Origin of the sequence: Shewanella sp. SM68, from assembly GCF_025653925.1 — a bacterium.
In the GTDB taxonomy this organism is placed as follows: domain Bacteria; phylum Pseudomonadota; class Gammaproteobacteria; order Enterobacterales; family Shewanellaceae; genus Shewanella; species Shewanella oncorhynchi.
In genome coordinates this window covers 111,546-137,667 of record NZ_JAKKRU010000006.1, presented here as the reverse complement: position 1 = coordinate 137,667, position 26,122 = coordinate 111,546, and the positions used below count along the sequence as shown (strand labels likewise).

General features: G+C 45.5%; 21 protein-coding genes. 11 read left to right on the top strand and 10 right to left on the bottom strand.

The window, feature by feature from the left end:
- Positions 1-132: 132 nt before the first annotated feature.
- The 3 genes from greB to L5M40_RS11850 all read left to right on the top strand — a co-directional run bounded on the left by greB (position 133) and on the right by L5M40_RS11850 (position 5,345).
- Positions 133-636 (top strand): transcription elongation factor GreB, encoded by a 504-nt coding sequence (gene greB, locus L5M40_RS11860; RefSeq protein WP_105250662.1) that lies wholly within the window; start codon positions 133-135, stop codon positions 634-636.
- Between the two features lie 162 nt (positions 637-798).
- Complete coding sequence (locus L5M40_RS11855) at positions 799-3,162, top strand: Tex family protein (protein ID WP_263175701.1); 2,364 nt, start codon at positions 799-801, stop codon at positions 3,160-3,162.
- Between the two features lie 218 nt (positions 3,163-3,380).
- Entirely contained in the window at positions 3,381-5,345 is a 1,965-nt protein-coding gene (locus L5M40_RS11850) for an LTA synthase family protein (protein WP_263175699.1), read from the top strand.
- Between the two features lie 99 nt (positions 5,346-5,444).
- Here the strand turns inward: L5M40_RS11850 and L5M40_RS11845 are convergent, their stop codons facing one another.
- Together L5M40_RS11845 and bioH are read right to left on the bottom strand one after the other, a co-directional pair.
- Complete coding sequence (locus tag L5M40_RS11845) at positions 5,445-6,002, bottom strand: hypothetical protein (protein WP_173248241.1); 558 nt, start codon at positions 6,000-6,002, stop codon at positions 5,445-5,447.
- Between the two features lie 61 nt (positions 6,003-6,063).
- Positions 6,064-6,858, bottom strand: a complete 795-nt coding sequence (gene bioH, locus L5M40_RS11840) for a pimeloyl-ACP methyl ester esterase BioH (protein WP_263175697.1) — start codon at positions 6,856-6,858, stop codon at positions 6,064-6,066.
- Positions 6,859-6,890: 32 nt separating this feature from the next.
- Between bioH and L5M40_RS11835 the strand changes: the two genes are divergently transcribed.
- The 7 genes from L5M40_RS11835 (at position 6,891) to nfuA (ending at position 14,107) form a co-directional block, all read left to right on the top strand.
- Positions 6,891-7,673 carry a ComF family protein gene (locus L5M40_RS11835; RefSeq protein ID WP_263175695.1) on the top strand — a complete coding sequence of 261 codons (783 nt, stop codon included), beginning with the start codon at positions 6,891-6,893 and terminating at the stop codon, positions 7,671-7,673.
- A gap of 178 nt (positions 7,674-7,851) precedes the next feature.
- Positions 7,852-8,598 carry a helix-turn-helix transcriptional regulator gene (locus L5M40_RS11830; protein ID WP_263175693.1) on the top strand — a complete coding sequence of 249 codons (747 nt, stop codon included), beginning with the start codon at positions 7,852-7,854 and terminating at the stop codon, positions 8,596-8,598.
- Between the two features lie 2 nt (positions 8,599-8,600).
- Positions 8,601-9,278, top strand: coding sequence for a response regulator transcription factor (locus tag L5M40_RS11825; RefSeq protein WP_263175692.1), 678 nt, complete (start codon positions 8,601-8,603; stop codon positions 9,276-9,278).
- A complete protein-coding gene (locus tag L5M40_RS11820) occupies positions 9,265-10,509 on the top strand; it encodes a sensor histidine kinase (protein WP_263175691.1) in 1,245 nt (414 codons plus the stop codon). Before L5M40_RS11825 ends, L5M40_RS11820 begins: the two co-directional genes overlap by 14 nt.
- A 174-nt stretch (positions 10,510-10,683) precedes the next feature.
- On the top strand, positions 10,684-11,448 hold the full coding sequence (locus L5M40_RS11815; RefSeq protein WP_263175690.1) for an outer membrane protein OmpK: 765 nt from the start codon (positions 10,684-10,686) through the stop codon (positions 11,446-11,448).
- A 92-nt stretch (positions 11,449-11,540) separates the two neighbouring features.
- The gene (gene urdA, locus L5M40_RS11810; protein WP_263175687.1) at positions 11,541-13,289 is read left to right on the top strand and encodes a urocanate reductase; all 1,749 of its coding nucleotides are present in this window, start codon (positions 11,541-11,543) and stop codon (positions 13,287-13,289) included.
- 239 nt (positions 13,290-13,528) lie between these two features.
- Positions 13,529-14,107, top strand: a complete 579-nt coding sequence (gene nfuA / locus L5M40_RS11805; RefSeq protein ID WP_006079591.1) for a Fe-S biogenesis protein NfuA — start codon at positions 13,529-13,531, stop codon at positions 14,105-14,107.
- Between the two features lie 74 nt (positions 14,108-14,181).
- On the opposite strand, the gene rdrD is transcribed toward nfuA, so the two are convergent.
- From rdrD to L5M40_RS11785, 4 genes are all read right to left on the bottom strand, one after another.
- On the bottom strand, positions 14,182-14,904 hold the full coding sequence (gene rdrD, locus L5M40_RS11800) for an antiviral RADAR system accessory protein RdrD (protein ID WP_263175686.1): 723 nt from the start codon (positions 14,902-14,904) through the stop codon (positions 14,182-14,184).
- A gap of 11 nt (positions 14,905-14,915) precedes the next feature.
- Entirely contained in the window at positions 14,916-17,639 is a 2,724-nt protein-coding gene (rdrB, locus tag L5M40_RS11795; protein ID WP_263175685.1) for an antiviral RADAR system adenosine deaminase RdrB, read from the bottom strand.
- Entirely contained in the window at positions 17,639-20,371 is a 2,733-nt protein-coding gene (gene rdrA, locus L5M40_RS11790) for an antiviral RADAR system adenosine triphosphatase RdrA (protein WP_263175684.1), read from the bottom strand. The genes rdrB and rdrA overlap by 1 nt, the downstream gene beginning before the upstream one ends.
- A gap of 169 nt (positions 20,372-20,540) precedes the next feature.
- Positions 20,541-21,905, bottom strand: coding sequence for an MATE family efflux transporter (locus L5M40_RS11785; protein ID WP_263175683.1), 1,365 nt, complete (start codon positions 21,903-21,905; stop codon positions 20,541-20,543).
- Positions 21,906-21,927: 22 nt separating this feature from the next.
- Between L5M40_RS11785 and L5M40_RS11780 the strand changes: the two genes are divergently transcribed.
- On the top strand, positions 21,928-22,974 hold the full coding sequence (locus L5M40_RS11780) for a polysaccharide deacetylase family protein (RefSeq protein WP_263175682.1): 1,047 nt from the start codon (positions 21,928-21,930) through the stop codon (positions 22,972-22,974).
- Here L5M40_RS11780 and L5M40_RS11775 read toward each other — a convergent pair whose 3' ends face one another.
- From L5M40_RS11775 to L5M40_RS11760, 4 genes are read right to left on the bottom strand one after another with little or no spacing between them, the layout of a single operon-like run.
- Positions 22,975-23,607: an SCO family protein gene (locus L5M40_RS11775; RefSeq protein WP_263175680.1), complete on the bottom strand. Its 633-nt coding sequence runs from the start codon at positions 23,605-23,607 to the stop codon at positions 22,975-22,977. It lies immediately after the preceding gene.
- Positions 23,608-23,654: 47 nt separating this feature from the next.
- Complete coding sequence (cyoE, locus tag L5M40_RS11770) at positions 23,655-24,560, bottom strand: heme o synthase (RefSeq protein WP_263175678.1); 906 nt, start codon at positions 24,558-24,560, stop codon at positions 23,655-23,657.
- Between the two features lie 14 nt (positions 24,561-24,574).
- Positions 24,575-25,552: a COX15/CtaA family protein gene (locus L5M40_RS11765; RefSeq protein WP_263175677.1), complete on the bottom strand. Its 978-nt coding sequence runs from the start codon at positions 25,550-25,552 to the stop codon at positions 24,575-24,577.
- Positions 25,552-26,097: a hypothetical protein gene (locus L5M40_RS11760; RefSeq protein WP_212599502.1), complete on the bottom strand. Its 546-nt coding sequence runs from the start codon at positions 26,095-26,097 to the stop codon at positions 25,552-25,554. The genes L5M40_RS11765 and L5M40_RS11760 overlap by 1 nt, the downstream gene beginning before the upstream one ends.
- Positions 26,098-26,122: the final 25 nt, after the last annotated feature.

Here is a 26,122-nt window from a genome sequence, read left to right as displayed (position 1 = left end):
AGGTGATTTAAAAGCCATTATGCACAGAGATGATTTAGTGAGTTAACTTTAGCGTCCAGTCTGAGTATCATCAGTCTAATATATTATCCCGCATCAATTGTGGTCGTTTAATCCAACGATTGAGTAATGAGTATGAAAGCGCATTTGATCACCCGACAGGGTTGGCAAACTTTAGATAAAGAATTGAAGTATTTGTGGAAGGAATATCGGCCGCAAATCACCCTTAAAGTCCAAGAAGCGGCGGCGCAGGGCGACCGTAGTGAGAACGCGGACTACACCTACAACAAGCGTTTGTTAAGACAAATTGATGGCCGAGTCAGATACTTAGTTAAGCGGTTAGAAGAATTAAAAATCGTCGATTACTCGCCGCAGCAGGAAGGCAAAATATTCTTTGGCGCTTGGTTTGAGCTTGAAAATGAAGCCGGTGATCGCGTGCGTTATCGGATCGTCGGTAAAGATGAGCTCGATACAAAATTAGGCTATATCACCATCGACTCGCCCATGGCGCGTGCCTTAATCGGCAAGCAAGTGGATGATGAGGTGCTAGTGCAAACGCCCTCGGGTCCAAAAGAGTGGTATATCAATCAGATCCGTTATACCCCTTTTGAAACTACTCTCGCCAGCGAGGCGAATTAACCACAGAGTTGCCGCTCTTAAAATAACGGCGGTAGTCACGGGATTGCGGGAAAGATCAAACTCTCTGATTTGACCTAGGCTTTAGCATGAAACATACGGGGCGCCTGTGGTATCTTTGGCGCAATAACGACTTACTTTACAGTTAGGCACGACACTTTATTTATGCAAACTAATGCACATAACATCGCTCTGATAATCGCTCAAGAACTGAATGTTCGTGAGCAACAAGTTGCCGCAACCATCACTCTGCTTGACGATGGTGCGACAGTTCCCTTCGTTGCCCGCTACCGTAAAGAAGCCACGGGCGGTTTAGACGATACACAACTGCGTACCTTGTACACGCGTTTAGGTTACCTGCGTGAGCTGAACGACAGACGCCAAGTGATCCTGTCTAGCATCCAAGCTCAGGGTAAGTTAACGCCAGAATTACAATGGGCGATTGACGAGGCAGACAGTAAGACACGCCTCGAAGATTTATACCTGCCCTTCAAACCTAAGCGTCGTACTAAGGGCCAAATCGCTATCGAGGCTGGGCTTGAGCCATTAGCCGATGCATTACTGGCTGATCGTAGCGTAGATGTCGAGACTACAGCGGTAGGCTATATCAATAGCGAAGCGGGTTTTGCCGATGTTAAGACTGTGCTCGAGGGCGCGCGTTATATTCTGATGGAGCGCTACGCCGAAGACGCTGAATTACTGCGTAAAGTGCGTGAGCATTTAAGCCAAAACAGTGTGTTAGAAAGCCGTTTAATTGCTGGCAAAGAAAAAGACGGCGCGAAGTTCCGCGATTATTTTGAGCATACAGAACAGTTAGCTAAGATCCCATCACACCGTGCACTGGCTATGCTGCGTGGGCGTAATGAAGGTTTCTTAACCTTATCTATGAATGCCGACCCAGCAGCTGAAGCGGGCCAAGGTAGTTACTGCGAAGTGATTATCTGTGATCATTTAGGGCTGAAATTAGGCGATAGCAGCGTTGATCAATGGTTGAAAACCGTGGTGACGGCGACATGGCGTATTAAGATTGCCCTGCAGATGGAAACTGAGTTTATTTCGCAAATGCGCGAACGCGCTGAAGCCGAAGCGATTAAAGTCTTCGCTCGTAACTTAGGTGATTTATTGATGGCCGCTCCTGCGGGTGCGAAAGCCACCATGGGACTCGATCCTGGTTTACGTACCGGTGTTAAAGTCGCAGTGGTCGATAACACGGGCAAGTTGTTGTGCCATGCAACGATTTTCCCACACGCACCGCAAAATCTGTGGGAAAAGTCGATCCGTACTTTGGCTAACTTAGTCAAAATGCACAAGGTTGAGTTGATTGCGATTGGTAACGGCACTGCATCACGGGAAACTGACAAGCTGGCCGCTGAGCTGATTGCCGAAGTGAAAGATACCCATCCACATTTGACCAAAGTGATGGTCAGTGAGGCGGGTGCGTCTGTGTATTCTGCATCGGAATTGGCGGCGTTGGAGTTTCCTGATCTTGATGTGTCGATTCGTGGCGCTGTGTCTATCGCCCGCCGCTTGCAAGATCCATTAGCCGAGTTGGTGAAGATTGAGCCTAAGTCTATCGGTGTCGGTCAATATCAACACGATGTGAGTCAAAGCCAATTATCGGGTTCGCTGGAAGCCGTGGTGGAAGATTGTGTAAACGGCGTGGGTGTAGATCTCAACATGGCCTCAGTGCCGTTATTGTCACAAGTGGCTGGTTTAAATAAGACGTTAGCGAAAAATGTGGTCGATTATCGCGATGCCAATGGTCAGTTTAAGAATCGTAAAGAGCTGCTGAAAGTACCGCGTTTAGGGCCTAAAGCCTACGAGCAAGCGGCGGGCTTTTTGCGTATTCGAGAAGGGGACAATCCACTCGATGCCTCGTCTGTGCATCCAGAGGCTTATTCGCTAGTGGAAACTATCGCTAAGACTAAGCAAGTAGAGTTGGCGAGCCTGATGGGTAACTCTGATTTGCTGCGCAGCATCAAGGCTGAAGAGTTTATTACGGCGGAATTTGGCTTGCCGACGGTGACGGATATTTTAGCAGAACTGGATAAGCCAGGACGCGATCCCCGCGGTGAGTTCAAAACCGCCAAGTTTAAAGATGGTGTTGAAGAACTTAAACATCTGAAACCTGAAATGGTACTCGAAGGCGTAGTGACCAACGTGACTAATTTTGGTGCCTTCGTTGATATTGGCGTACATCAAGATGGACTCGTGCATATCTCTTCTCTAACCGACAAGTTCATCAGCGACCCGCACACTGTGGTGAAAGCGGGAGATGTGGTGAAAGTCAAAGTGATGGAAGTTGACGTTGAGCGCCGCCGCATCGGTTTGAGCATGCGTTTGGATGAAGCTATCGACCAAAGCAAGCCGCAGCAAAGACCGCACAATCCTGCCAGAACTAATCATGGTAAAACACCGCAGTCAGCGAAACCGGCTGCGCGTCCTGCGCAAAAGCAAGCACCTAAAGCGCCAGCAAACGCGGCCATGGGCAATGCCTTTGCCGATGCCTTCGCTAAGCTGAAAAAGTAGACGCTGTAATGTTAATACTCGGACATACGTCATGTCCGAGTCGACTTTTTAACCTGTTACTCACAAAATTGTTGCATAAATGTCGTCTTAGGGAATATAAAGTCGGCATTTAATGCAACGTTAAGCAAAATCGGTTGTCATAGCACAGCTTATTCACCGATTTTTCAAATAGACACTCCAAAGCAGAGTGGCTCTTTTTACACGTTTTGGGGTAACACATGCAATCTGGTTTATCACCTCGCGGGCGAAACAATGCCCATGGGCCTTTTCGCGCCATCTTTATCTTTTCGTTATTAGTGCTTTTCATTGCCACCGCGAGCCGTATCGCTTTAGGGCTGTGGCAAGCGGATCGCGTGGCTGCTGTGGATGGTTGGTCGCATCTATTAATCCAAGGTTTACGCGTCGATATCGCTACTCTGTGTTGGTTATGGGGTATTGCCGCCTTAGGGACTGCATTATTTTCAGGTGATCATTTTATTGGCCGTCTATGGCAGCCGATTTTACGGGTGTGGTTAACTGTCGGTCTGTGGATCATACTGTTTTTAGAAGCATCGACCCCCGCCTTTATTGAAGAATACGGTTTTCGTCCGAATCGTTTGTATGTGGAATATCTGATCTACCCGAAAGAAGTGCTTTCTATGCTGTGGGCGGGTCGTAAGCTTGAGCTTATTTTCTCAATATTATTAACCATAGGTACACTCTGGGGCGGTTGGGTTCTCAGCGGTAAGCTGACGAAAAACCTGCGCTTTCCACGCTGGTATTGGCGTCCAGTATTAGCATTAATCGTTATCGCAATTACGATATTAGGTGCCCGTTCAACCTTGGGTCATCGTCCGCTTAACCCCGCTCTGGTGGCCTTTGCTGACGATCCATTAGTGAACTCTTTAGTTATTAACTCTGCCTATTCCTTGGTGTTTGCCATCAAGCAGATGGATAGTGAAGAAGATGCTTCTAAAGTGTATGGCAAGCTAGATAACGCGGAGGTTATTGCAACGATTCGGCAGGAAAGTGGTCGCCCTGAAAGTGCCTTTACTTCAACGGATATCCCATCACTGAGCTTTAACCAAGCCAGTTATACTGGTAAACCAAAGAACTTAGTGATCCTACTGCAAGAGAGCTTAGGCGCACGTTTTGTCGGCAGTTTAGGTGGCTTACCCCTGACACCGAATATCGATGCCTTGTCTAAAGAAGGTTGGTATTTCGATAACTTGTACGCTACTGGTACACGATCTGTACGCGGAATCGAAGCCGTGACAACAGGTTTTACGCCAACGCCAGCTCGCGCTGTGGTGAAGCTAGGTAAGAGCCAAGTTGGCTTTTTCAGTATTGCTGAATTACTTAAAAATCATGGTTATACAACGCAGTTTATTTATGGTGGTGAGAGCCATTTCGACAATATGCGTAGCTTCTTCTTGGGCAACGGCTTTAGTGACATCATAGATCAGAAAGATTACAAATCTCCGGCCTTCGTGGGCTCGTGGGGCGCGTCAGACGAAGATTTAATGCGCAAGGCGAACAGTGAGTTTGAGCGTCTGCATAGCGAAGGTAAGCCTTTCTTTAGTTTAGTGTTTAGTTCGAGCAACCATGATCCATTTGAATTCCCAGATGATCGTATCGAACTTTATGAACAACCTAAGCAAACTCGCAACAATGCGGCGAAATATGCTGATTATGCGGTTGGTGAGTTTTTCAAATTGGCGAAAAACGCGGACTATTGGAAAGATACGATTTTTATCGTGGTTGCCGACCATGACAGTCGAGTGGGTGGTGCGGATCTGGTGCCAGTATCGCGTTTCCGTATTCCGGGATTAATTCTTGGGGATAATGTTGCGCCAAAACGCGATCATCGTATCGTGAGTCAAATTGACTTGCCGCCGACTTTGTTATCCTTGATTGGAATATCTGACTCTTACCCTATGCTGGGCCGTGACTTAACTCAGGTCAGCGATGATTGGCCAGGGCGTGCTCTGATGCAATACGATAAAAACTTTGCGCTGATGGAAGGTAAAGATGTGGTCATTCTGCAACCAGAGAAAGAGGCACAGGGTTTCGAATATAATGAAAAAAACGAGCAGTTAACGCCTCATCCCCCCGCTGCTGCCGCGCTAGAGAAGAAAGCCTTAAGTTGGGCATTGTGGGGCAGTTTAGCCTACCAGCAAGAGCTGTATCGTTTGCCTAAATAAGCGTTAAACAGAATGGAAAATGCCGCTATTTTTAGCGGCATTTTTGTTTATCATTCCTGCTAATTTTGTGCGCAAACGGATTCATACGATTGGAATAGGTTAAATCCACGTCGACATAATAGATTCTTGCTCTGGCTGAGTCTGTTGTTGATAGAACTGACTAATGCGTTGCCCAAGTTGTTGATAAAATTGACTCGATTCGCCTTGAAGCGATTGCCTTGCCGTACTGCTGGTATTCGCTTTGGCGTTACTGCTGGCATAATTTGCCGCACCTTGACTGACCTTTAAGCGTATATCCTTACGTTGCAGCGCCGCTTGGCCTCTTGCAGCAATTTTTAGCGTTTTAGGTAAAACACGCTCGGCCACTACAAGGGGCGCTTTTTTCTCTTGCTGTTGTTGGTTCTGTTGCTGTGAGGATTGCTGTTGCTGCTGTTTTTCTTGAACTTGTTGCTGATTATGCTCGAGCGTTTTCGCCTGTTGTTGAGCTTGATCCGCAGTGCGTTCATTCTGTGGATTAAAGGCGCGTTCTTCGTGACCTTTAGTTGCCGCTTGTGGTGGGATGACCACAGGTTTCAGTTGGTTGTCGACCCGAGCCGAGTCCGTCGCGACATTACTGGTCGCTAGCGGAACTTGGGGGTAGTTACTGACAACTAACATTGAAAATTCCTTGGCACATTAATGGTTAAATACTAGCCATTAATCGCTCAAAGATAAAGCGTTAACGTGTCTGTAACGTTAACCAAGGCATAAATACCTGCAAAAACTCCTGCTGATGGGAAATAAAGGGCGCGTGGGAGGCTTTGGCTAGCATCACATCCTCACTTTGAGCAGTGATGGGCATTTTAGGTGGTACGCGTTTGGGCACTAGCCCGTCGAGTCGGCCCCAGATCCTTAGCCAAGGTTGTTGCAACTCTATCAGTTGCAGCCTTAAGTCGACGTCGGTCAGCATATTTAGGCCTTGAGTTAAGGCTCTGGTATTGGGTAAAGGACGTGCGAGGACAAGATCGCGCAGTTGTTTGATGTCTTCCTTGGCGGTTTCGCTCCCCATGGCTTGAATCGCCAGAAATCTCTCTATAGTTTTAGGTAAATTTTGGCCGAGTTGTTCTCTAAATTGATTAAGGACTTGTGGCGGAATGCCCGGCCATGCTTCGTCTTCCCTTGCCATAAAGCAAGGGGATGAGGCAATAGTAATCAAGCCTTTGATTTTTTGTGGATAACTTAACGCTGCCTGAGTCGCAACGAGCCCACCGAGTGACCAGCCGGCCCAAATAGCGTGTTCAGGCAATGCAGCGACTAAGGTATCGACCCAGGTTGATAGGCCACCTTCAACCATTTGGCTATGGCCGAAGCCCGGCAAGTCTACATAGTGCACCCTATACTGAGACAGTGACTCATGTAATGGCGTAAACACAGCGCTATTCACTCCCCAACCGTGAAGCATCACCAGATCTGGCCCTTGGCCGCTGATTTCAATATGCAAATTTGCTTGGTTTGTGGATGTCACTTGGCTCACTTGAGTGCCTCAAAAATGGATTAGGTGAATGTATGCCGTACTTTGTCAAAAGGATTTGGCCGCAATCTGCTTTGCGGATAATGCGTTTAGGCTATCAACTTGGTACAAGGTGGTTGGCGGGCAGTTTACCTAACCGTTGTCTGCTGTGCCACCAATCCATATCACTTCCCGAGACAGGCATTTGTGCCGTTTGTCTTCAATCTGGCTTATATCATGGGCCTATTTGCTTAGGTTGCGGTAAGTCGATGCAAATAGAAGTCGATTATTGCGGTGAATGCCAAAAGCGCCAGCCACGTAAAGTCATTGCACCTTGTAGTTATCATCAAGGTTTGGGGGCTTGGGTTGGTGCGATTAAATATCAAGGTCAACTTGCCGCTTTGCCCGTGCTGTGTCGCGCCTTAGTGGCACGACTTAAGGTATTAGAACAGCAAGGATTAATCTCGCTGCCTCAAGCGATAGTGCCAGTTCCATTGCATCCAAAACGTTTGCAACAACGGGGATTTAATCAGGCTTGGTTAATTGCCCATGAGTTATCACAGCTCTTGCAACTGCCGTTAGTGAGCGAAGGGTTAACGCGCCAACAAGACACTCGACCGCAGGCGGGGCTTTCGGGTGCACAGCGACGACGCAACTTACATGATGCCTTTATGTTAGCGGATGATTTTGCGTTCCAGCGTATTGCATTGGTGGATGATGTGGTCACCACTGGCACCACAGTCTCTGAAATTGCTCGCTTATTCGAAGCGCGTTATGTGCATGTTCAAGTATGGTGTTTGGCAAGGGCAGAGGCACCAGGCTTGTTGGATGACATTTAAAAACGGTTAAAAGCATTGCTCCATTATATCTTTGTGTATGTCAAAATTATGTCAAAAATACTGAGTAAAAATGAATAAGTTTTAATTTTGCGACAAGATGTAAGTATCTGTATCAATGGGTTTTGTTTATTTTTTGTATTGAGATACCTTCCTATATTATTTCGTTTGGAGGGTATTTATGGACGCTAAACTGGCGCGATCAAATGCAGATACGGCATCAACGCTGAAGGACGTTATTCAGGCGATAAACTACTCTTTGAAGCTACATGGTTTTTGTGGTTTCTGGTTTCAAGGAGTTCCACATTGTGCGTATGAAAATTATCACTTTCCAAAAGATACCAATCTGTTCTCTCCTACGGCACTAAGAAAACCTATCGCCAGCATAGCTTCTTCCCCTGTTATGGCTGAATTACAGCGTTTTTATTTAAATCAGATAGCCTCTCATGATTTCAATTTTGGTTTTTCATTGGATACTTCAAAATCTTATATGTATAGATTCACGAGTGAAAAAAATGATAAGACCAGCCTACTGTTTAGTAAGCATAATATTCAAAATGTTTTGAGCTGGCCCATCTCATGCCACTCTAATCGTCATTGGGCAGGCCGGTTTATACTACTTAGCCATCTTAGTGCTTCGGAGGTGGTGTTAGAGGGATTGGCAGGCACTTTAAAGGAAGCTCAGAACAAGCTTTTTGAATGTAATAAACAATTGTTCAATCCATTTCTACAAAGCTCTCTGCTTAAAGATAATGCGAGAGATATCCTACTTATGGTCGCAAACGGTCTTCAAAACGACGAAATTTCAACTCAGCTCCCGATAAGTGTCAGAGGAGTTGAATATCATATGGAATCTATGCGTAAGAAATTTGGGGCTACAAATAGAGCAAATTTAATCCATTTAGCCCATCAATATGAGTTGATTTAAAAATGTTGATATTACTGGTTGAAGATAATCGACTTCTTTCTAACAACATCATTCAATATCTTGAATTGAGTGGTATAGAGTGTGATTACGCTTTCAACCTGGCACAAGCGGATATGCTCATTAGTCAGCAGCAGTTCGACGCTATTATTCTCGATCTAAATTTGCCGGATGGTGATGGGATTGAAGCGTGTGATCGCTGGAAAGCACAGTGCATTACTTCACCAGTAATCATGTTAACTGCACGTAGTAGTCTGAATGATCGCTTGAGTGGGTTTGCTGTGGGCGCTGATGATTATTTAGTAAAACCATTTGCAATGGAGGAACTGGTCGCGCGATTGAAGGTGGTTGCTCAGCGTCGTCCCGCGCCCCAAAGGTTGACTATTGGCGACCTAGAAATCGATTTTGCAAACCACATGGTGTATCGGCAAGGGCAACAGCTGGCTTTGTCTAAAACCGGATGGCAGATCCTGGCTTTATTAGCTAGGCGTAGTCCAGAAACGGTGAGTAGAGAAGAGATTGAGCGAATGCTTTGGCCCGACAGCGTACCTGATAGTGACAGCTTGCGCAGCCATATTCATCTTTTACGTCGAGTGATCGATCGCCCCTTTGAACGGCAAATATTACATACGATTCGTGGCGTTGGTTTAAGCCTTAGAGATGATATCAATGCAAGCGCCTAAACTTAGCCTCAAGCGTAGCTATCAAGTGTGGGGAGTTATTTTTCTATTAATAACCTTAGGCGTGAATAGTTTTATCCCGCTTTGCATGATGTGTGCAGGTATGATTTCTATGCATGAAGTCACAATGCACAATGCAGGGCAAGCGGCCGAAGCATTACTGAAGCTGGCGGAGCCAACTCAGCAATCATTACTTGATCAACCACTTCTAAAAACCGATAACTTAACAGTCTATCCTCATTGGGGAGATATTCCGCTGCAAATTCGTGAGTTAAGTAACAATGAAGTCTTAACTGATGCGAGCACAATTCACTATGAGCATGCAGAAGGTCCCATTGTTAACGCGTTAAGTGTGTACTACACCCAAACTGGCCAGCCGCTATACGTTTGGCTGCAGTTTAGTGTTACCCATGATTTGCAATTTGCCCCTAAAAATATGACGGCGATCTTGCTGCTTGTCTTGATAACCTTTTGTGCCAGTGCAAGCTTAGCGTTTTATATGCAAAGTAAAGTGATTACGCCTGTTCATCAAATTAGTCATGCGATTAAACAACATGATTGGGAAGGAGGAGGAAAACTGAGTTTACCAGAACAAGAATATGCTGAATTAAAAGCTATTGTTGATGCTTTAGATAACTCGATTTTACAACTTCAGGAGGCTCAGCAGCGAGAACTCAATTTTTTACGTTTTGCTAGTCATGAGTTACGTACACCAGTTGCCGTATGCCAATCTTCATTTGAAATCCTCGCTTTACAACAAGGCGAGCTTGCAGGGCCAACGCTGTATGCTTCCCAAGCGACCAATCAAATGAAGTCACTCATTGAAACCCTACTATGGTTAACTAATAAAGAGTGTTCAAACCTAGAAAAGGAAAACGTAGCATTATCGCCTTTACTTACCAGTATTATCGAGGAGCAGCAACGGGTATATGGTTATGAGCAAAAAATTCAATTATTGTGTGACGATACTTGCTTGCCAGTTCAGCTTCATCCGCTAAAAATAATATTAAGCAATTTATTAAGGAATAGTATTGAGCATGGTGGGATGGATATTAGTATTACTCAAGATGCTTGTTGTATAGCAATAACCAATTCCTATAATAGTAAGGGCCGCCATGGATTTGGTTTAGGGCTTTTACTGGTGAAACGTCTTGCGAATCAACTGGGTTGGATTTTTACTAGCTCATCTGCAAATAATTTATTTACTGCTAGGCTGGTAATATCTAATAACTAAAGAATGGGAACTATAGATTTACTGCATTAAACCACACACTTTTAAAATGCAAAAGCGCCGTTGGGCTTAGATCACATAGTCATCATGCTATTCGTAGTAACTTTATTATATAAAGTTTACTGGTCGATAAGTATTTTAAAATACTTCCTAGAATACATGGTTGAGAGGGGCTCTATGTGTAAAAAAAGTGTGGCATCAATTTTAGTCAGTGCAATTATTTTTAGTGGTTCAGTATATGCTGATGTGAATAAAACGAGCGTGGATTTAGGTTATAAGTTTTATACCAGTGACGCAAAAAATGATAACCCAGGTGTTTTTAATCAACCTTTTGTAAAGTTGAATCATTTAGGAATTGCTGATTGGGGTACTTACTTTGCTAATCTTAAGCTCGAAAACCCTGCTGAAATCGCGGAAAATCAGAAGAACCTTGATGGTAAAACTACCATTAAGTCATTATTGATACTTGAAAATAAGCTGGGAGAGTCGCAGTTCAACTTTTGGACTCAGAACTTTATCTCTGCGAGTGAAACGCTAGTTGAAGATAATCTTTACTTAGGTATTACCCATAATGCAAAAATTCAAAATTTATCACTAAACTATGGTATCGGTTTAAATTATACCATTGGTAGCTTTTCCCCCAAATCAGAGAAGTTTAATGATCTGTCAGGTTATGCCGTGGTTTTAAATGCAAAGTACCCATTTGAATTGCTAGGGTTAAAACATAGTTTAAGTTTAAATTATGAAGCACAAATTGATAGGGATGCAGCGCATCAATCATTATTTTCATATGACAGCTATGGCCATCAGATAATTACAACATTACAAACAAGCCTCACGGATTCAATATTTTCAAAGTTATATATCACCCATTATGATAGCTGGGGCTCGCAATATAATGATGGTATTGAATACGGTGTATCTGTTGGTTATCAGTTTTAACGGTTTATAAAATAGGTTGAAATTTTGATAAGTAGAATCTCATTTAATTTGGTGCTGTTCTAATTTTCATCAAAAATAATAAGGGAATTGTAATGCATTATAAAAAATCTATTATTGGTATTGCTGCCACGGCAACAGCAATTATTGTCGGCTGTCAAGTTACCCATCAAATAGTAAAAAGCCAGGGAACCGCTCAAGGCAAGCATGGCGAAGTGCAGGTCGAAACCACATTCAAAGACGGACACATTGTGGCGATTGATGTACTAAAGCAAAAGGAAAATAAGGTCCTTGCTGGTGCCGTATTTAAAGATGTTAAACAGGCGATTATTGATAATAACTCTATCGAGGTTGACGGTATTGCAGGCGCAACCGTAACGTCTAAAGCGCTTAAAGAAGCCGTGGGTAAAAGTGTTGAAGCCGCAGGTGTTACGTTAGTTGCTGTCGCTTCAGCTAAAAAAAATGAAGCATTAACACCAGCAGAATATACCTATGATGTGGTGATTATTGGCTCGGGTGGTGCAGGTTTCAGTGCTGGTTTAGAGGCTATGGCCGCAGGCCGCTCCGCCGTTATTATTGAAAAGATGCCTATTATCGGCGGTAATTCTTTGATTTCTGGCGCTGAGATGAATGTGGCCGGTAGTTGGGTGCAAAAAAATATGGGAGTTACCGATAGCAAAGAGCTGTTTATTAGCGACACGCTAAAAGGCGGCGATTTCAAAGGTGACCCTGAAATGGTTAAGACCATGGTCGATAATGCGGTTGATGCTGCTGAGTGGTTAAGGGATTACGTCAAAGTAGAATTTTACCCAGATCAATTATTTCAGTTTGGTGGACACAGCGTGAAACGTGCGCTTATCCCTAAAGGTCATACCGGAGCAGAGGTGATCAGCAAGTTTTCTATTAAAGCTGAAGACGTAGGCTTACCAATTCATACCAATACTAAGGCTGAAAAGTTAATTCAAGATCAAACGGGCAGAATTGTGGGTGTAGAAGCGATTCATAATGGCAAAACGGTAACCTACTATGCAAAACGCGGTGTTGTGATTGCCACGGGTGGCTTCTCGTCTAACATGGAAATGCGTAAAAAATATAACCCAGAGTTAGATGAACGTTATGGCAGCACTGGTCATTCAGGTGGTACTGGTGACGGTATTGTGATGGCAGAAAAAATACATGCAGCAGCTAAAAATATGGGATATATCCAGTCATATCCTATTTGTAGCCCAACCTCGGGTGCGATTGCCTTGATTGCAGACTCTCGCTTCTTTGGTGCGGTGTTAATCAACCAGAAGGGTGAGCGCTTTGTTGAAGAATTGGAACGCCGAGATGTGATTTCACAGGCCATTCTAGCCCAACCAGGCCGTTATACTTATGTGCTCTGGAACCAAGCTATTGAAGATGTTGCCCATACTGTTGAAATGCATCAAGGTGAACTGAAGGAATTCACAAAAGACGGGCTAATGTATAAGGTCGACACCTTAGAAGAAGCCGCTAAAGTCTTTAATATTCCTGAAGATAAGCTGTTATCAACGATTAAAGACGTTAATCGTTATGCCGCAACAGGAAAGGATGAAGCCTTTAATCATCGCTCAGGATTGGTTGATTTAAGTAAAGGACCTTATTGGATTTTAAAGGCTACACCTTCTGTGCACCATACTATGGGTGGACTAGCGGTTGATACACGTACTCGTGTACTTGATGAACAAGGAAAAGTGATTCCGGGCTTGTTTGCTGCGGGTGAAGTGACTGGTTTAACCCATGGAACCAATCGACTCGGTGGAAATGCTTACACTGATATCATTGTCTTTGGTCGTATCGCGGGACAAGAAGCGGCTAAATAGTTTGTATTTTATGTCTGGCTTAAAGCGACCCAATTGGGTCGCTTTTGTTTGTAAATGATGGTGTTCACTCGCGTACAACACATTCGTTTAAAGCTTGTTTATGATGAATAAATCGTGATCGCTATGGCAAAAATCCATAAACTTGCTATCCAAAGGACTACAAAGCGAAGGTGAGTCGGAGTATCATACGGCTAATTCTTACTAAAACACTCAGGTATCCCCTGACGGAGCAGGTTTTCATGATTACCATTTCCGATGCGGCTCAAGCCCATTTTGTTAAGTTGTTAGCAGATCAACCTGAAGGCACTCATATTCGCGTATTTGTGATCAGTCCTGGTACCTCGCAAGCCGAGTGTGGTGTGTCTTATTGTCCACCGGATGCAGTGGAAAGTGATGATATTGAAATCGAGTTCACTGGCTTCAATGCTATGGTCGATGAGAAGAGTGCACCTTTCCTTGAAGATGCCACTATCGATTTTGTGACTGACCAATTAGGTTCACAACTCACGCTCAAAGCACCTAACGCAAAAATGCGTAAAGTGTCTGGTGATGCACCTTTAGTCGAGCGTATCGAATACGTGATCCAATCTGAAATCAACCCTCAGTTAGCCGGCCATGGTGGTAATATCATGCTGGTTGAAATCACCAAAGAAGGTGTAGCCGTACTGCAGTTCGGCGGTGGTTGTAACGGTTGTTCTCAAGTTGATATCACCCTAAAGGATGGTATCGAAAAACAATTGTTAGACATGTTCCCAGGTGAGTTGACTGGCGTACGTGACGTGACAGATCACCAACATGGTGAACATTCTTACGCTTAATCTTGTTTGTTAAGCGGAATGAAAAACGCGACCTCAGAGTCGCGTTTTTCATATTTGGCTTCGCTAGAGGCAAATTACTTCGATGCATCTTTTAACCGCTCGACTTGAGCAAGTAGATAATGCGAGTCGGAGATCGTGTCGTTATGCTTATTTAGTCTCAATGCTTCATAAAATTGACCAAGTTCGAGTAGGTGAGACTCTACAAATGGAACGCCAAGCTTTTCTCGGCTAGCAAATAAAATACATAAGCCCTCAGCTCGACTTGCAAAAAGCTGGTATCGTTCATTACGACGGGTAAAGCCTAGAGAGCGTTCAATTAACATGGCAGAAAGAGTTACCACAGAAAATAAAGCTAAGCCTAGTTGAAGCGGATATGGGCTGGTAATGACCACTAACCCCCCGACTAACAACATATCTAACAATAAAGAATTCGTAGCAAATTTTGAAAGCAGACTAAGTGCTTCTACATCAGACTGTTTTGTCGAGGAAACAAATAAAAATATCAGCAACAAAAGAAATGAAATACCCAGGATCCATTCCGGCCAATTGAAATCCAATGAAATTGGTTGTTTTAAAAATTGATCGATCACTTTAAACCCAATCTGATCAACCATTGCCATTGCTAAACACACGGCAAAAAAAATCAAGCCAGTGGCCGAATATAATGGAATACGTCTAAATGTATATCTAAGCCAGTTTGTTTCTTTGACTTTGTCTTTTAGTTCCACCTTGGTTGCATTAAGGACTGCGAGTAACTCAGTGTAATTTGTAATGGGTTTTATATTGTTCTGTGACATATCTGTCCTTATTAAACAGGTTCAAACACTGGCAAATGGTTGCGATGAAATTGCTCAATGCCGTATTGTCGCAGCGTTTCCAGCCAGCGTTCGGCTACAGTACGGCCAACTTTTAACTCAAGAGCCGCTTCGCGTAGCAATAAAAATTCAGTGCGCAGTGTGGTCGGCATAATACCTGGGTCATCGGTATTTACCAGTACCCGTACTGGCCCACGACGAAGTCCGTACAAGTTGGCTGCGGCCCCTTTTTCTAGCACCGACTCATCAGGTGGACTCCAGCGGAAGATGGGATGTTCAGAGTGTGATTTTAGCCGGGCAATATACACATTAGAGGTTGGATTAGCCTCGATGATTAGCCCTAGTCCGTCGTATTCGGTCAATAACCAATCTTGTAATGCATGCATGAACGCTAGCTCTGCAGGGGTTTCTACATCTTCCAGTAGATTATCCTTACGCTTGTGGCCAATTTGTGCGTGAGCGTTGCTTTCATCACCCATACGAATTATCACCAGTCGCTCTTTCTTGTTTGTCTTCAGCCATTGATGACGCGCTAAGTAGAGCTGAGCGGGCAGATTGTTATCAATCAGCTGCCGATGATCCGGCAAGGCAAGCACGTCTTTGGAGTCATGCATTGCCCCACCCAATAGCTCTTGCCAGCGATATTGGCAATTACGTCGTAGCAACCAAGCCTGATACAAATCATCCGCAGTGGCACGACTAAGAAGTGAACTACTAAAATTGGCAGAGCTTGCCGGTAAATTCTGTGGTTCCATAGGGTTCGGCACCTGCCACCAGTCGGATTCACGCCAGAAATGGGCAATGCGCCGCTCTAGCAAGGGCAGCACCTGCAGTGCCAACGGCAAATTGCCGCTCAGCATAGTGGCGTAATGCCATAGCCACACCAGATTATCTAAGTGTTCATCTATGGGGAGTATCATATCGCCCTGACGCCCAGCCCACTGTTTCGGCTCAATGCCCAGCGCCAATCCATGGCCTAGTCGATCACCTTCGCGCATCTCGCAAAAGCGGACTGTTTCGTCAATATGACGCATACCCGAGGCGGGGTGGGCGTAGTCTTCGCCCGCATGGATACTTAAATGAAACCCCGTACCAGCCCGCTCGCCATTCGGACTCATTTTGAAACCGCCTCGAAGCCAACGCAGCACTGGGGCAAACCATTCGATTTTTAGAGCGTTTTCATCACCAGCGACATCCAAGCCGCGAAACCAACGTGCAGGCTGAAAGTGGAAATTGTGGTTCAGCTTACCGCCCAAAAACTCAGGAGCTACCCAGCCAGCATCGCTTTGCAAATTTCGCATTAGCTTTTCGGCCTCTTTCCATAGGGCCTTGCTATCCGACTTGGAGCGCTGGTTTTGCTTATGTGGCTTTGATCGTGAAAAATGGCCACAGAATTGCCAACGCTCCAAATTTTTCAAATATGCCTGTGTTTTTGCATCGGGATGAATTTCATGCTCACCAAAAATATAAGGTGGTCTAGGTTGGCGCAATCCGGCATGTTTCGCCATTGCTTTAGCAAAAGGCCGTGTGTATTGAGCAGAAAATCCGTCTGGACCTGATTTGATTTCTGCAACATCACTGGCACCAACCCATAGGCGATGGATATTCCCTTGTGTATCACTACCACGCCCCAGAGTCGCACCAAAATAACGCTCAGCAAAGCGTGTTAGCCCCTGACCATCCATGATCAGGCTGCGCCGCAGCAGGTTAACGGTCTGCCAAAAACATAAAATAGCGGCACGTTGTAGCGGATGTGTATCTGTTGCTTGATAACGGCGACATAGATAAAGATACAGCCATAACCAACGGTTAGTACGCCCCCGCTGCATGATGTTAGCAAGCTGCCCCAGCAACCAGTCGGCACTCCCAACGTTGGTAGCAGCTTGTATATCGGTCAATAATTCCCAGTCAGGTAGTTTGATAGGGGTATCCATAGGCATAGATAAGCGATTGAGCTTTTTCTGCCAACTTTGCCATTTCTGGCTCTGATTTGTTGGAGTCGGATCAGCCGTTGCTGAGGGAGAAGCCATGTCAGGCTCAAGCAACAGTATCAATAATTGGCGCGCCCGCTGTAGTAAGGGCTGCAGATTGTCGTGCTGTTCTTGCTGCCAATGGTTGTTATTTGTGCTTAGTGTCAATGCACGACCAGCTAACAAATAATCATCCAGAATCGCACTATCGGCGGTTACGCCCCAGAAATGCACATGCCCTTCAGCAAAAGGCAATGACGGATTGCCCTGTGGTGCAAAAAATGCGGTTTGGGCAGAGACTATACGCTCGATATCATGTGCTGCTGGTTGGGGGATATCTTCTAACCAGTGTGCCAGATGCCAGCCCGCCAACAGGGTAGGGTCCAGTCCCGCGGCGAGGCGTACATAGGCTTGACATTCTCGCTCACGGTAACACAGTAGATCACCATTGCGTTGTAATAGCCGTTGTTGCAGTTCATCCAGCCAGGGTAATTCTGGCGTGACTAGCAAATCGCCATCACACATCTGCCCCATTAACTGGCGAACATCGGTTAGCCGATGTTCGCGTGGATAACGAGCCTCCACACTCTCGACTAGCAAGTGGTAGACATGGCCTTGCAGTTTTTCCCAAAAATCAGCCGCAAAATCGACTGCAGTTGGCTGCAAGTTTTGCCATAACCAATCAGCCAAGCGTTCATCACCGTAAAAACATTCGGCGACATGTTCGGTTAGAGATCGATGGAGCATCAGAGGCGCTCAGCTTTTTGCTTGATGGCCTGATCGAGATTGTCGACGGTGTTCTTGCTCGACTTATCCGAGTAAATACTCTTCATCTCATCAAGTAACTTATTACATTGATCTAAATTCCGACTACCTAATGCTTTTTGGATTGCTGGGACAGTGAGCTTTGTTGAGGCAGCTATTTTTAACTTGTCACACAGCCATACTTTTGCCGATATTTTCGTTGGAGTTTTCTGCGATTTCCCTCCCTGCACAGGTTCAGGCTTAGGCCAGTCAAGTGCAATTAACTCATCTATCCATATTTTTAATGGATGATCGGCCAGACAATAACTGATGGTGCGCGTCTCTTTTCCAAACTTATTGCGATTTTGGTAGGGCTCATCTTTATTTGTAATTTGCGTGCTAGTTGGTGCAAATGGCCCAACATTCATGGTGAAATGATCGTTGCTTTCAAAGTTTTTCAGCTTTTTCGGATTAATATTGGTGGTGGCTACCACATTAGGTAAACCAAATAACTCACCTTTCTCAAAGCTGCCAAAAGCAAACCAAGTAGCGTAAAAAATATGAGCAACCCTATCAAGTGCAGTTTTAATGTGCTTCATGCCGTTAGGTATTATTTCGCTACTGGCAACTTGGCTATAGACCTTGTTAAACACCTTATAGACTAACCAGGGTGAGAGCTCGATTTGACTGACGCCATGTGTCTCACGCCATTTTTTTATATCAGCCTGCAACTGGATAATGAGTGCGTTTTGTGGTTCATCTTCCGTATTATCTTCGTCAGCTTTTTCCTGCTCTTCTGCTGCGTTTTTAGTTTCATCATCAAACAGCAGGGTTTTGGTAGGAGCTAAAGCTGCTGTCGAAAAGAAGGGCGCCCGATTCAAAATGCCATACACATCTTCAACGGAAACAGGTCCTGCAATACTGGCAATCATCAGTTCAAAAATACGGCCGATATTCAGCAGCATGCTCTGCTTGGCATTGGTATAAAAATTATGTTGTGCCAGCAGGCTAATTAAGATTGTTGCTTTGTGCTTCCTGTCGTCGAGGCCATCCAATGTAAGCGAAGAAATGTCTTTTTCATAATTCCAGCTTTTTGATGAATTAATCCCAACCTCGGCCACAGGATAAGGCAAAATAGTTTGCTGTGATTTCAGACCTGCCAGCCATTCTTCAGGCAAACGCTCATGCAACGCACTCGCCCAAGCTACCAGATCGTCAGGTTTGTCGAACAAGCCAAGGCTGCCTACATTGTGTTCTAGAGGTTGGAATAATGGCGTATCAAAAATACTGCCCGGATCAGACGGTGTGCGATGTTGCCAATGTTGCTTAGCGAGCAGCACCAGATAAATTGCTCCGGCCTTAGGTTCGAAACGGAAATATTCTGCGAGTTTTTTGGATAGATCTTGTTGCTCTGCCCCTCCTTGCTCCACCTTGGTATATGAATAGTCAACAGGTGGAAGTGTTTTCATTTTATCGGCAAAGAGTTTGTACGCGTCGGCATAATCCCGTTTTGTCTTGTTATCGCTTAGTTCCAGATGCTTCTTCTGAAACTCATACACAGCCTCCAATGGCACTGTTGGCATTTGCCAGACTCGGCGCACTTGCAGCTCACTGTTTGCAGTACGAATGGCATTGGGCAATGCAGGAATAAAGTCGCTGCAATGATTAACCAGCTGGGTCAAGGCACGAATGGACGGTATGGGCAAGGGTAGACGACTATTTTCTTGACCGTTTACTGGGCCTGTTAAATAGATTTCCAGCCAGGAAATAAAATTAGCCAAAGGCATTGCATCGCTGGTGTTACCAAGCATCACGCCTTTGCCATCGGCTTCTTTTCTATCATAGCTCCACTGCCAATAGCAGCTGACTTCTGGCATGCTTTGGCGGCGAGGGAAGGGCAACACTTTACGCTGATATTCTTCTGCTAGCTTCAGCGCTGTGCCATATGCAGCAATTGATTTATGCCTAGAATCCTTCGTCAGACGACCATGAAAGTCGCGCCACGTTACTTCGTGGTACAAGGCGCGGTCACCACTAACGATTGGCAATACATAAGGCGTAGTTAAATAACGGCGGATGATTTCAAGGTTTTCAAAAGCCATATTGAGTGAGGTATCGACATCGTCAATCGGCAGAATGAGCAGTTTTTTATCAAGCAGCCTAACAGCTTCTAAGAAAAACTCATGCACACTGTCTGCTAACTGTTTGTTGTTATACATGGCGCGCACTTTATCCATGCCGTGGCGTTCTTTTTGGGTGTCAACGGCTTCCAGCGAGTGTGCGAGCTGATCAAGCGCTTGATTCAATTTTCGCGATTTTTCTGGGTTGTTACATTGTGCTTGTTTGATGTCATCATCATGAAGCACTGCTGCCACTATGATATGCAGAAACAATGACTCGCCATCTTCCAGCAGGGTGGGGTCGATTGGCTTCAAAATGTGTACATCGTTCAACAAATCTGCATGTTCAAGCTTAAGATAATCTTTGAGGTTGACCAGCACGGCAGTTTTGCCTGTGCCGCGGTCACCATCTATAGAGATCGCATTATGTTCTCGCAGAGCATCTAGCGATTGACCATTAGACTTAGCTTCATTTGCCCGATTTCGTGCTTGCCGGATAAGTTCTGCCAGCGGTTTATATATTTCGTCACGCGGAAGTATGGTGTTGGTATCATGCAGTACGGCTGTTTCACTGGCATTGAGGGGAATGTATTTTCTTTTTTTTTGCGAATCCATTTGCGATACCCAGTAATAGCCTTTCGGCAAGTCATTAGTTTTATATATATTACAATACATTGTAAGTGACTGGGTAGTAATGCTTATTTTTACGACATGACCAAAAGATGTCGATATCAGGCAATGGTAGGTAAAGCTGGCCGTAATCAAATTGAATTAAACAATTTACCTATGTCAGAAAGCCTTTGCTGAAATAATAGTGCCCACCCAGTGTGAGGCTTCTTGTTAGCATAAAGACACTCATCGCGGCCCAGAGGGCATGGTTGCCTTGCTCTGGTAGTAATAGCTGTTGCAGTAAATACCAGGTCGGGAAAAACGCGCCAAAGGTGGCGAGTATCATGCTATTGCGCATCACTTTTCCTTTAGCGGCACCTATGTAGACTCCGTCGAACAAATACGAGCCAAACGACCATAAAGGCATGAATATCAGCCAGATAAGATAGGTTTGCGCAGTGGCTCTGACCTCATTAATGCTGGTCAATAACGCGATAATATTACTGCCAAAAAGACTAAATACAGCACAGAATCCTAGCGCTGTTATGGCCGACCAGCACCAAGCTAAGATCACAGCTTCCCTTAATTGTTCTGCCTGTTTTTGCCCATAGGCACGGCCGACTTCTGCCTCGGCATAATAGGCAATGCCATCGAGTGCATAGGAGATTAATAGCAGTAAATTCAATAACACGGCATTGGCTGCAACGGTATTATCACCTAGACCTGCACCATGGAATGTCATAAAGGCAAAAGCTGCCTGCAAACAGAGGCTGCGGACAAAAATATCTGTGTTGAGCTTCAGTAATTTGCCATAACCCGTTAAGGTGACATGGGGTAATAGGTGGGATAAGTGAAACTCGGGTGCGCGCTTGAGTTGTTGTAACACCATAGTGAGTGCGACTGAGAAAGCGGTGATATCGGCAAATACTGAGGCGAGGGCAGCGCCTTTAACGCCCCAACCCAAGCCGAGGACAAACACCACATCGAGAATAATATTGGCAAGGTTGGCTAAAATCAGCTGCCACATGGCGGCTTTAGGTTGTTGTCGCCCTAAGAGCCAACCTAACATTACTAAATTGAGCAGGGCGAAGGGCGTTGACCAAATCCGTACCTGAAAATACTCGCGGCAATAACGTTCGACCTCGCTACTCGCTTCGGATAATCCTAACGCTAAATTCAATATCGGGACTTGCAGTGCGATAACGCCTGCGCCCAATAACATCGCTAGCATAGCGCCTTGGACTAAGAGCTTGTGCTGGGCGTGAAGATCGTCAGCACCAAAGGCTTGCGCGACTAAACCTGTCGTCGCCATACGCAAAAATCCCAATAACCAAATGATTAATGTGATAATCGTTGACCCGACAGCGACTCCCCCTAAATAATAGGCCTCACTCAGATGACCTATAACAGCCGTATCGACTAAGCCCAACAGCGGGATAGTGATATTGGAGAGTATCATCGGCAGGGCGAGCGCCAGTAACTGGCGATTTTTCGCGCCGTTGAGCATGAGGTCGAGCCAAGTTGATTTAGCAGTATTCATTAATTTCAGAGGTGTTCACATTATGGTTAAACGTGTGCTGTTGGCACTCATAGGGCTCATGACGTTTTCTGCCCATGCCGTGGTCATTCTGCAATATCACCATGTGTCAGAAACCACTCCGGCGGCAACCAGCGTTACGCCCGCGCAATTTCGTGAGCAAATGCAGTTTCTCGTCGATGACGGCTTTAAGGTGATCCCGCTTTCTAAAGTGGTTGAAGCGATCAAGCAAAAACAAGATTTACCGGCTAAAACAATCGCAATTACCTTCGATGATGGTTATCGCAGTATAGCGACTACGGCGGATCCTATCCTAAAGGAATTTGGATTCCCCTACACCTTGTTTGTGGCAATTGAGCCGATTAAACAAAAGTTTACCGAGATGATGACTTGGGATGAACTCATCACACTATCCAAGGAAGGCGCCGATATTGCTAACCACAGTTGGGCGCACGAACATTTGATCCGCGCCTTAGAAAATGAATCACAGGCGCAGTGGTTAGCGCGGATAAAAGCCAATATCTTAGATACAGAAAAAGCGATTGCAGATGCCACAGGGCACAATTTTAAAATGCTGGCGTATCCCTACGGTGAGTACAATCAAGCGTTGCAGGATATGTTAACTGAGAACGGCTTTGTCGCTTTTGGGCAACAGTCCGGTGCCGCGGGGCCCTATTCGCCATTAACGGCACTGCCGCGTTTCCCCGTTGCAGGACAATATGCTGACCTAAAAAGCCTTAAGGCAAAGTTATACAGCTTAAATATGCCTGTGATTGCACAAACCCCAAGTGATCCTGAGTTAAAGGGGGGTCATTGGCGTCCAGAGCTTAAAGTGACCCTCGATATGAGTGATATCTCTGCTAAGCAAGTGATGTGTTATATCCAAGGTCAAGGCTCAAAACAGCCGACTTGGCTCAATGAAAACGAGTTTAGTGTTCAAGCGGATTTAGCCTTGCCTGCGGGGCGGTCGCGTTATAACTGCACAGCGCCGAGTAAGGCGCGCAATGGCTACTATTGGTTTTCTCAGCCTTGGGTAAGGCCAAAGGACGATGGCTCTTGGGTCAAAGAGTGATCAAGGGCTAGGTTTGTATTGCGCCACTATTTTTTCAAAATCGCTAATTAATTTATCATTTAATACCTGCGGCGGTTTGCCTAACGCTGCCGTAGGTTTAAATACCGCAACTCGCGTTCCCTGCGGCGACACCAACACATAACCCGCACTATGGTCGACTTGGTAATTTTCTCCTTCACCCACCATGGCATAAGTGAGTCCTAAGCTGCGGGTGAGGGGAAATATCTGCGTTTGTTCACCCGTTACAGCTTTAAACTCTGGATTGAAAAAATTCACATAGGTCAGGAGTTTATCCTGTGTGTCCCGTTTGGGATCGACGGATAAAAACACCACTTGCAATGGCGCTATTTTGTTTAGATCAGGATAAGCCGCCGCAAGTTTATTTAAGGTCGTAGGGCAAATGTCGGGACAAAAGGTAAAACCGATAAAAAATAAGCTCCATTTTCCCTGCAAACTAGCATTGGTAAAAGCTTGCTTGTGTTGATCAACCAATTCAAAGGGCGCTAATTCATAGGCCTGTGGAAACAGAAAACCGCTCTCTAACTCGATAGGTTTTGGGGGATTAAATTTCACCGCAAATAGGCCGCCAAGACCGAACAACAAAATGGCGATGACTAAAATTCTTTTCTGCATTATTCGCTCCATAAATACAGGTTAGCGCGACAAACTCGTTCCATACACTAGTTCCACAAATAGTGGTCTAGCAGTAATGCCATAAATAACAACATTAAATGGTAGATAGAGAAGCGGAACACTTGCATCGCTAAGCCATCATGATCCCGATATTTAAGTTGCCATGCTTTATAGATAAATCCCGTACTGAGTAAACTCGAGCTGACGAAATACACAGGCCCACACATACCAACCAGTACAGGTAATAGGCAAGCAATCGCCAGCAATACTGTGTAGAGCAAGATGCAGGTTTTAGTAAATTCGACACCGTGGGTGACTGGCAGCATGGGAATATCTACTTTGGCATATTCGGCGCGTCTGTGAATGGCCAGTGCCCAAAAATGTGGCGGCGTCCACGTAAAAATGATGATCACTAGCAATAACGCATGGCCGTGAAATTCGTTCGTCACTGCCGTCCATCCCAGCAAGGGTGGCATAGCTCCCGCAAGGCCACCGATCACAATATTTTGTGATGTTGCGCGTTTCAAATAGGCAGTATAAACCAAGGCATAGCCAATCAGGCTGGCAAAGGTCAGCCAAGCTGTGAGTGGATTGACTAAGGAATATAGGACGATAAAGCCAAAACTACCTAAGCTAGCGGCGAAAATTAACGCGCGGGTGGCCGAAATGCGTCCCTTAGGCAATGGGCGATTGTAGGTGCGCGCCATTAAACCATCAATACGGCGATCGATCAGATGATTGAGCGCCGCCGCCGAACCCGCCATCATGGCAATTCCAAGCATACCCGCGAGCAAAGGCTGAACGGGCACCGCATGGGGCACAGCCAGACACATGCCGACGAGGACAGTGAGCAGCATGAGTGCGACCACTTTAGGCTTGGTCATTTCAAAATAGGCGCGCCATGTTACGCTGAAATTGGGCAGGCTACTGGTGATTGAGAGTGGTTTTGCCATCTTGGATCCCTCGCTTATGCTTTGCGCCATAAAAAATAGTTGATTGTGACTAAGGTCATTAGCAGTAGTGCCGCACCACCGTTGTGAGACACGGCAATACCGAGTGGTAAATGCATCACTACGTTAGAAATACCTAAGCTCACTTGTAGTATGACTAGCCCCACTAATAAAAGGCTTAAAGCCTTAAGTCCCGTAGCGCCCACAAATAATCGGTAGGCGAGCACGAGTAACAAGCTGGCAGTGACGATAGCGCCAATTCTGTGGGCTACGTGGATAGTCATTCGTGCAGGGTAATCGAGTACCCCAAATTCGAAGCTAGGGTGTTGGCCTTGGAACGGTGAAAATGCCTCGGCTATTGCTAAGTTATCTACCCAATTTCCCTCACAGATGGGTAAAGAGGTGCAGGCGAGCGCCGCGTAATTCGATGATGTCCAAGCGCCCAACATAATCTGACCCACAAGGACGAATAGGCTCACCAACGCTAACGGTGCGAGATGTCGAGCATGGGTTTCGCTATTAAATATACGCCGAGGTCGGGTTCGCAGGTAAAGGAGTAACAGCAGCGAGATTAGGCTAAAGCCACCAATAAGATGCGACATCACAATTATTGGCATGAGTTTCATGGTCACAGTCCACATGCCTAGCGCTCCTTGAAAGAGGATCAGCAGCACTATGATAATCGGCAACTTTTTGGGTGCTTCCGGTGTTTTTAAGCACAAAATTAAGATGAACAACACCAGTAAGCCAAGTCCGCCTGCGATATATCTGTGGATCATTTCCAGCCAAGCTTTCTCTGGATTGATATCGTGATCTGGGAATATAGTTTGCGCATGGGCGATTTCATGGTCTTGGGTGGGCACTTTAATATGGCCGTAGCAACCTGGCCAATCGGGGCAGCCGAGCCCTGCATCCGATAGGCGGGTGTAAGCGCCCATTAAAATCACCAATAGGGTAAAGACTAAGGTTAAGCGTAGGATCCAAGTTAGTTGCATCAATCTACCCTCGACAGTTTTAACAACTTACGCAGATCCGCAATCAGCGCCTTGCCTTGAGCTAAATGTGCTTCTTTGCCCTGCACTTGAGGGTAGCGCAGGACTAAGTTGCCTAAGGGATCGACTATGATTAGCTGCTGTTCATCTAACCATTTGCTTAAGCCTGCATTGGCGGGACGAGTATTGAAGTTAAAGGTGCTTAAGGCGTTAAGATCGCTGTCGGGATGAGTGAGGATAAGCGGTTCTACTCGCGCCTGATCTGGCCCTAGCGCTGTGTGGCTTTGGCGCAAAATATACAGGCGTTCGCGGCAAGCATCGTTGCATTTGGCGGGCAATAAATACAGTAGTTGCCATTCTTTGGGATTAGAATTTTCAACCCCAAGGCTGGCATAACTGGTTTCGGGACTGATCAGCTCGCCATGATTGGTCGCACCGCCATGGTATAAATTTAGGCTCAGCACTAGCTTAGCAATCACTACGGGGGCAATAAACGCCAGCAGTAATAGCCCTAATGCTTTGTGTTTGGATTTGTTCTGGGAGTTCATGCTTGCTCCTCTCATTCAAATTATC

Coding starts and splice junctions, on each gene's coding strand:
- greB (WP_105250662.1), top strand. CDS start 133: ATGAAAGCGCATTTGATCACCCGACAGGGTTGGCAAACTTTAGATAAA.
- L5M40_RS11850 (WP_263175699.1), top strand. CDS start 3,381: ATGCAATCTGGTTTATCACCTCGCGGGCGAAACAATGCCCATGGGCCT.
- rdrB (WP_263175685.1), bottom strand. CDS start 17,639: ATGCTCCATCGATCTCTAACCGAACATGTCGCCGAATGTTTTTACGGT.
- L5M40_RS11820 (WP_263175691.1), top strand. CDS start 9,265: ATGCAAGCGCCTAAACTTAGCCTCAAGCGTAGCTATCAAGTGTGGGGA.
- L5M40_RS11765 (WP_263175677.1), bottom strand. CDS start 25,552: ATGCAACTAACTTGGATCCTACGCTTAACCTTAGTCTTTACCCTATTG.
- L5M40_RS11845 (WP_173248241.1), bottom strand. CDS start 6,002: ATGTTAGTTGTCAGTAACTACCCCCAAGTTCCGCTAGCGACCAGTAAT.
- L5M40_RS11775 (WP_263175680.1), bottom strand. CDS start 23,607: ATGCAGAAAAGAATTTTAGTCATCGCCATTTTGTTGTTCGGTCTTGGC.
- urdA (WP_263175687.1), top strand. CDS start 11,541: ATGCATTATAAAAAATCTATTATTGGTATTGCTGCCACGGCAACAGCA.
- nfuA (WP_006079591.1), top strand. CDS start 13,529: ATGATTACCATTTCCGATGCGGCTCAAGCCCATTTTGTTAAGTTGTTA.
- L5M40_RS11760 (WP_212599502.1), bottom strand. CDS start 26,097: ATGAACTCCCAGAACAAATCCAAACACAAAGCATTAGGGCTATTACTG.
- rdrA (WP_263175684.1), bottom strand. CDS start 20,371: ATGGATTCGCAAAAAAAAAGAAAATACATTCCCCTCAATGCCAGTGAA.
- L5M40_RS11815 (WP_263175690.1), top strand. CDS start 10,684: ATGTGTAAAAAAAGTGTGGCATCAATTTTAGTCAGTGCAATTATTTTT.
- L5M40_RS11835 (WP_263175695.1), top strand. CDS start 6,891: ATGCCGTACTTTGTCAAAAGGATTTGGCCGCAATCTGCTTTGCGGATA.
- L5M40_RS11825 (WP_263175692.1), top strand. CDS start 8,601: ATGTTGATATTACTGGTTGAAGATAATCGACTTCTTTCTAACAACATC.
- L5M40_RS11780 (WP_263175682.1), top strand. CDS start 21,928: ATGGTTAAACGTGTGCTGTTGGCACTCATAGGGCTCATGACGTTTTCT.
- cyoE (WP_263175678.1), bottom strand. CDS start 24,560: ATGGCAAAACCACTCTCAATCACCAGTAGCCTGCCCAATTTCAGCGTA.
- rdrD (WP_263175686.1), bottom strand. CDS start 14,904: ATGTCACAGAACAATATAAAACCCATTACAAATTACACTGAGTTACTC.
- L5M40_RS11830 (WP_263175693.1), top strand. CDS start 7,852: ATGGACGCTAAACTGGCGCGATCAAATGCAGATACGGCATCAACGCTG.
- L5M40_RS11855 (WP_263175701.1), top strand. CDS start 799: ATGCAAACTAATGCACATAACATCGCTCTGATAATCGCTCAAGAACTG.
- L5M40_RS11785 (WP_263175683.1), bottom strand. CDS start 21,905: ATGAATACTGCTAAATCAACTTGGCTCGACCTCATGCTCAACGGCGCG.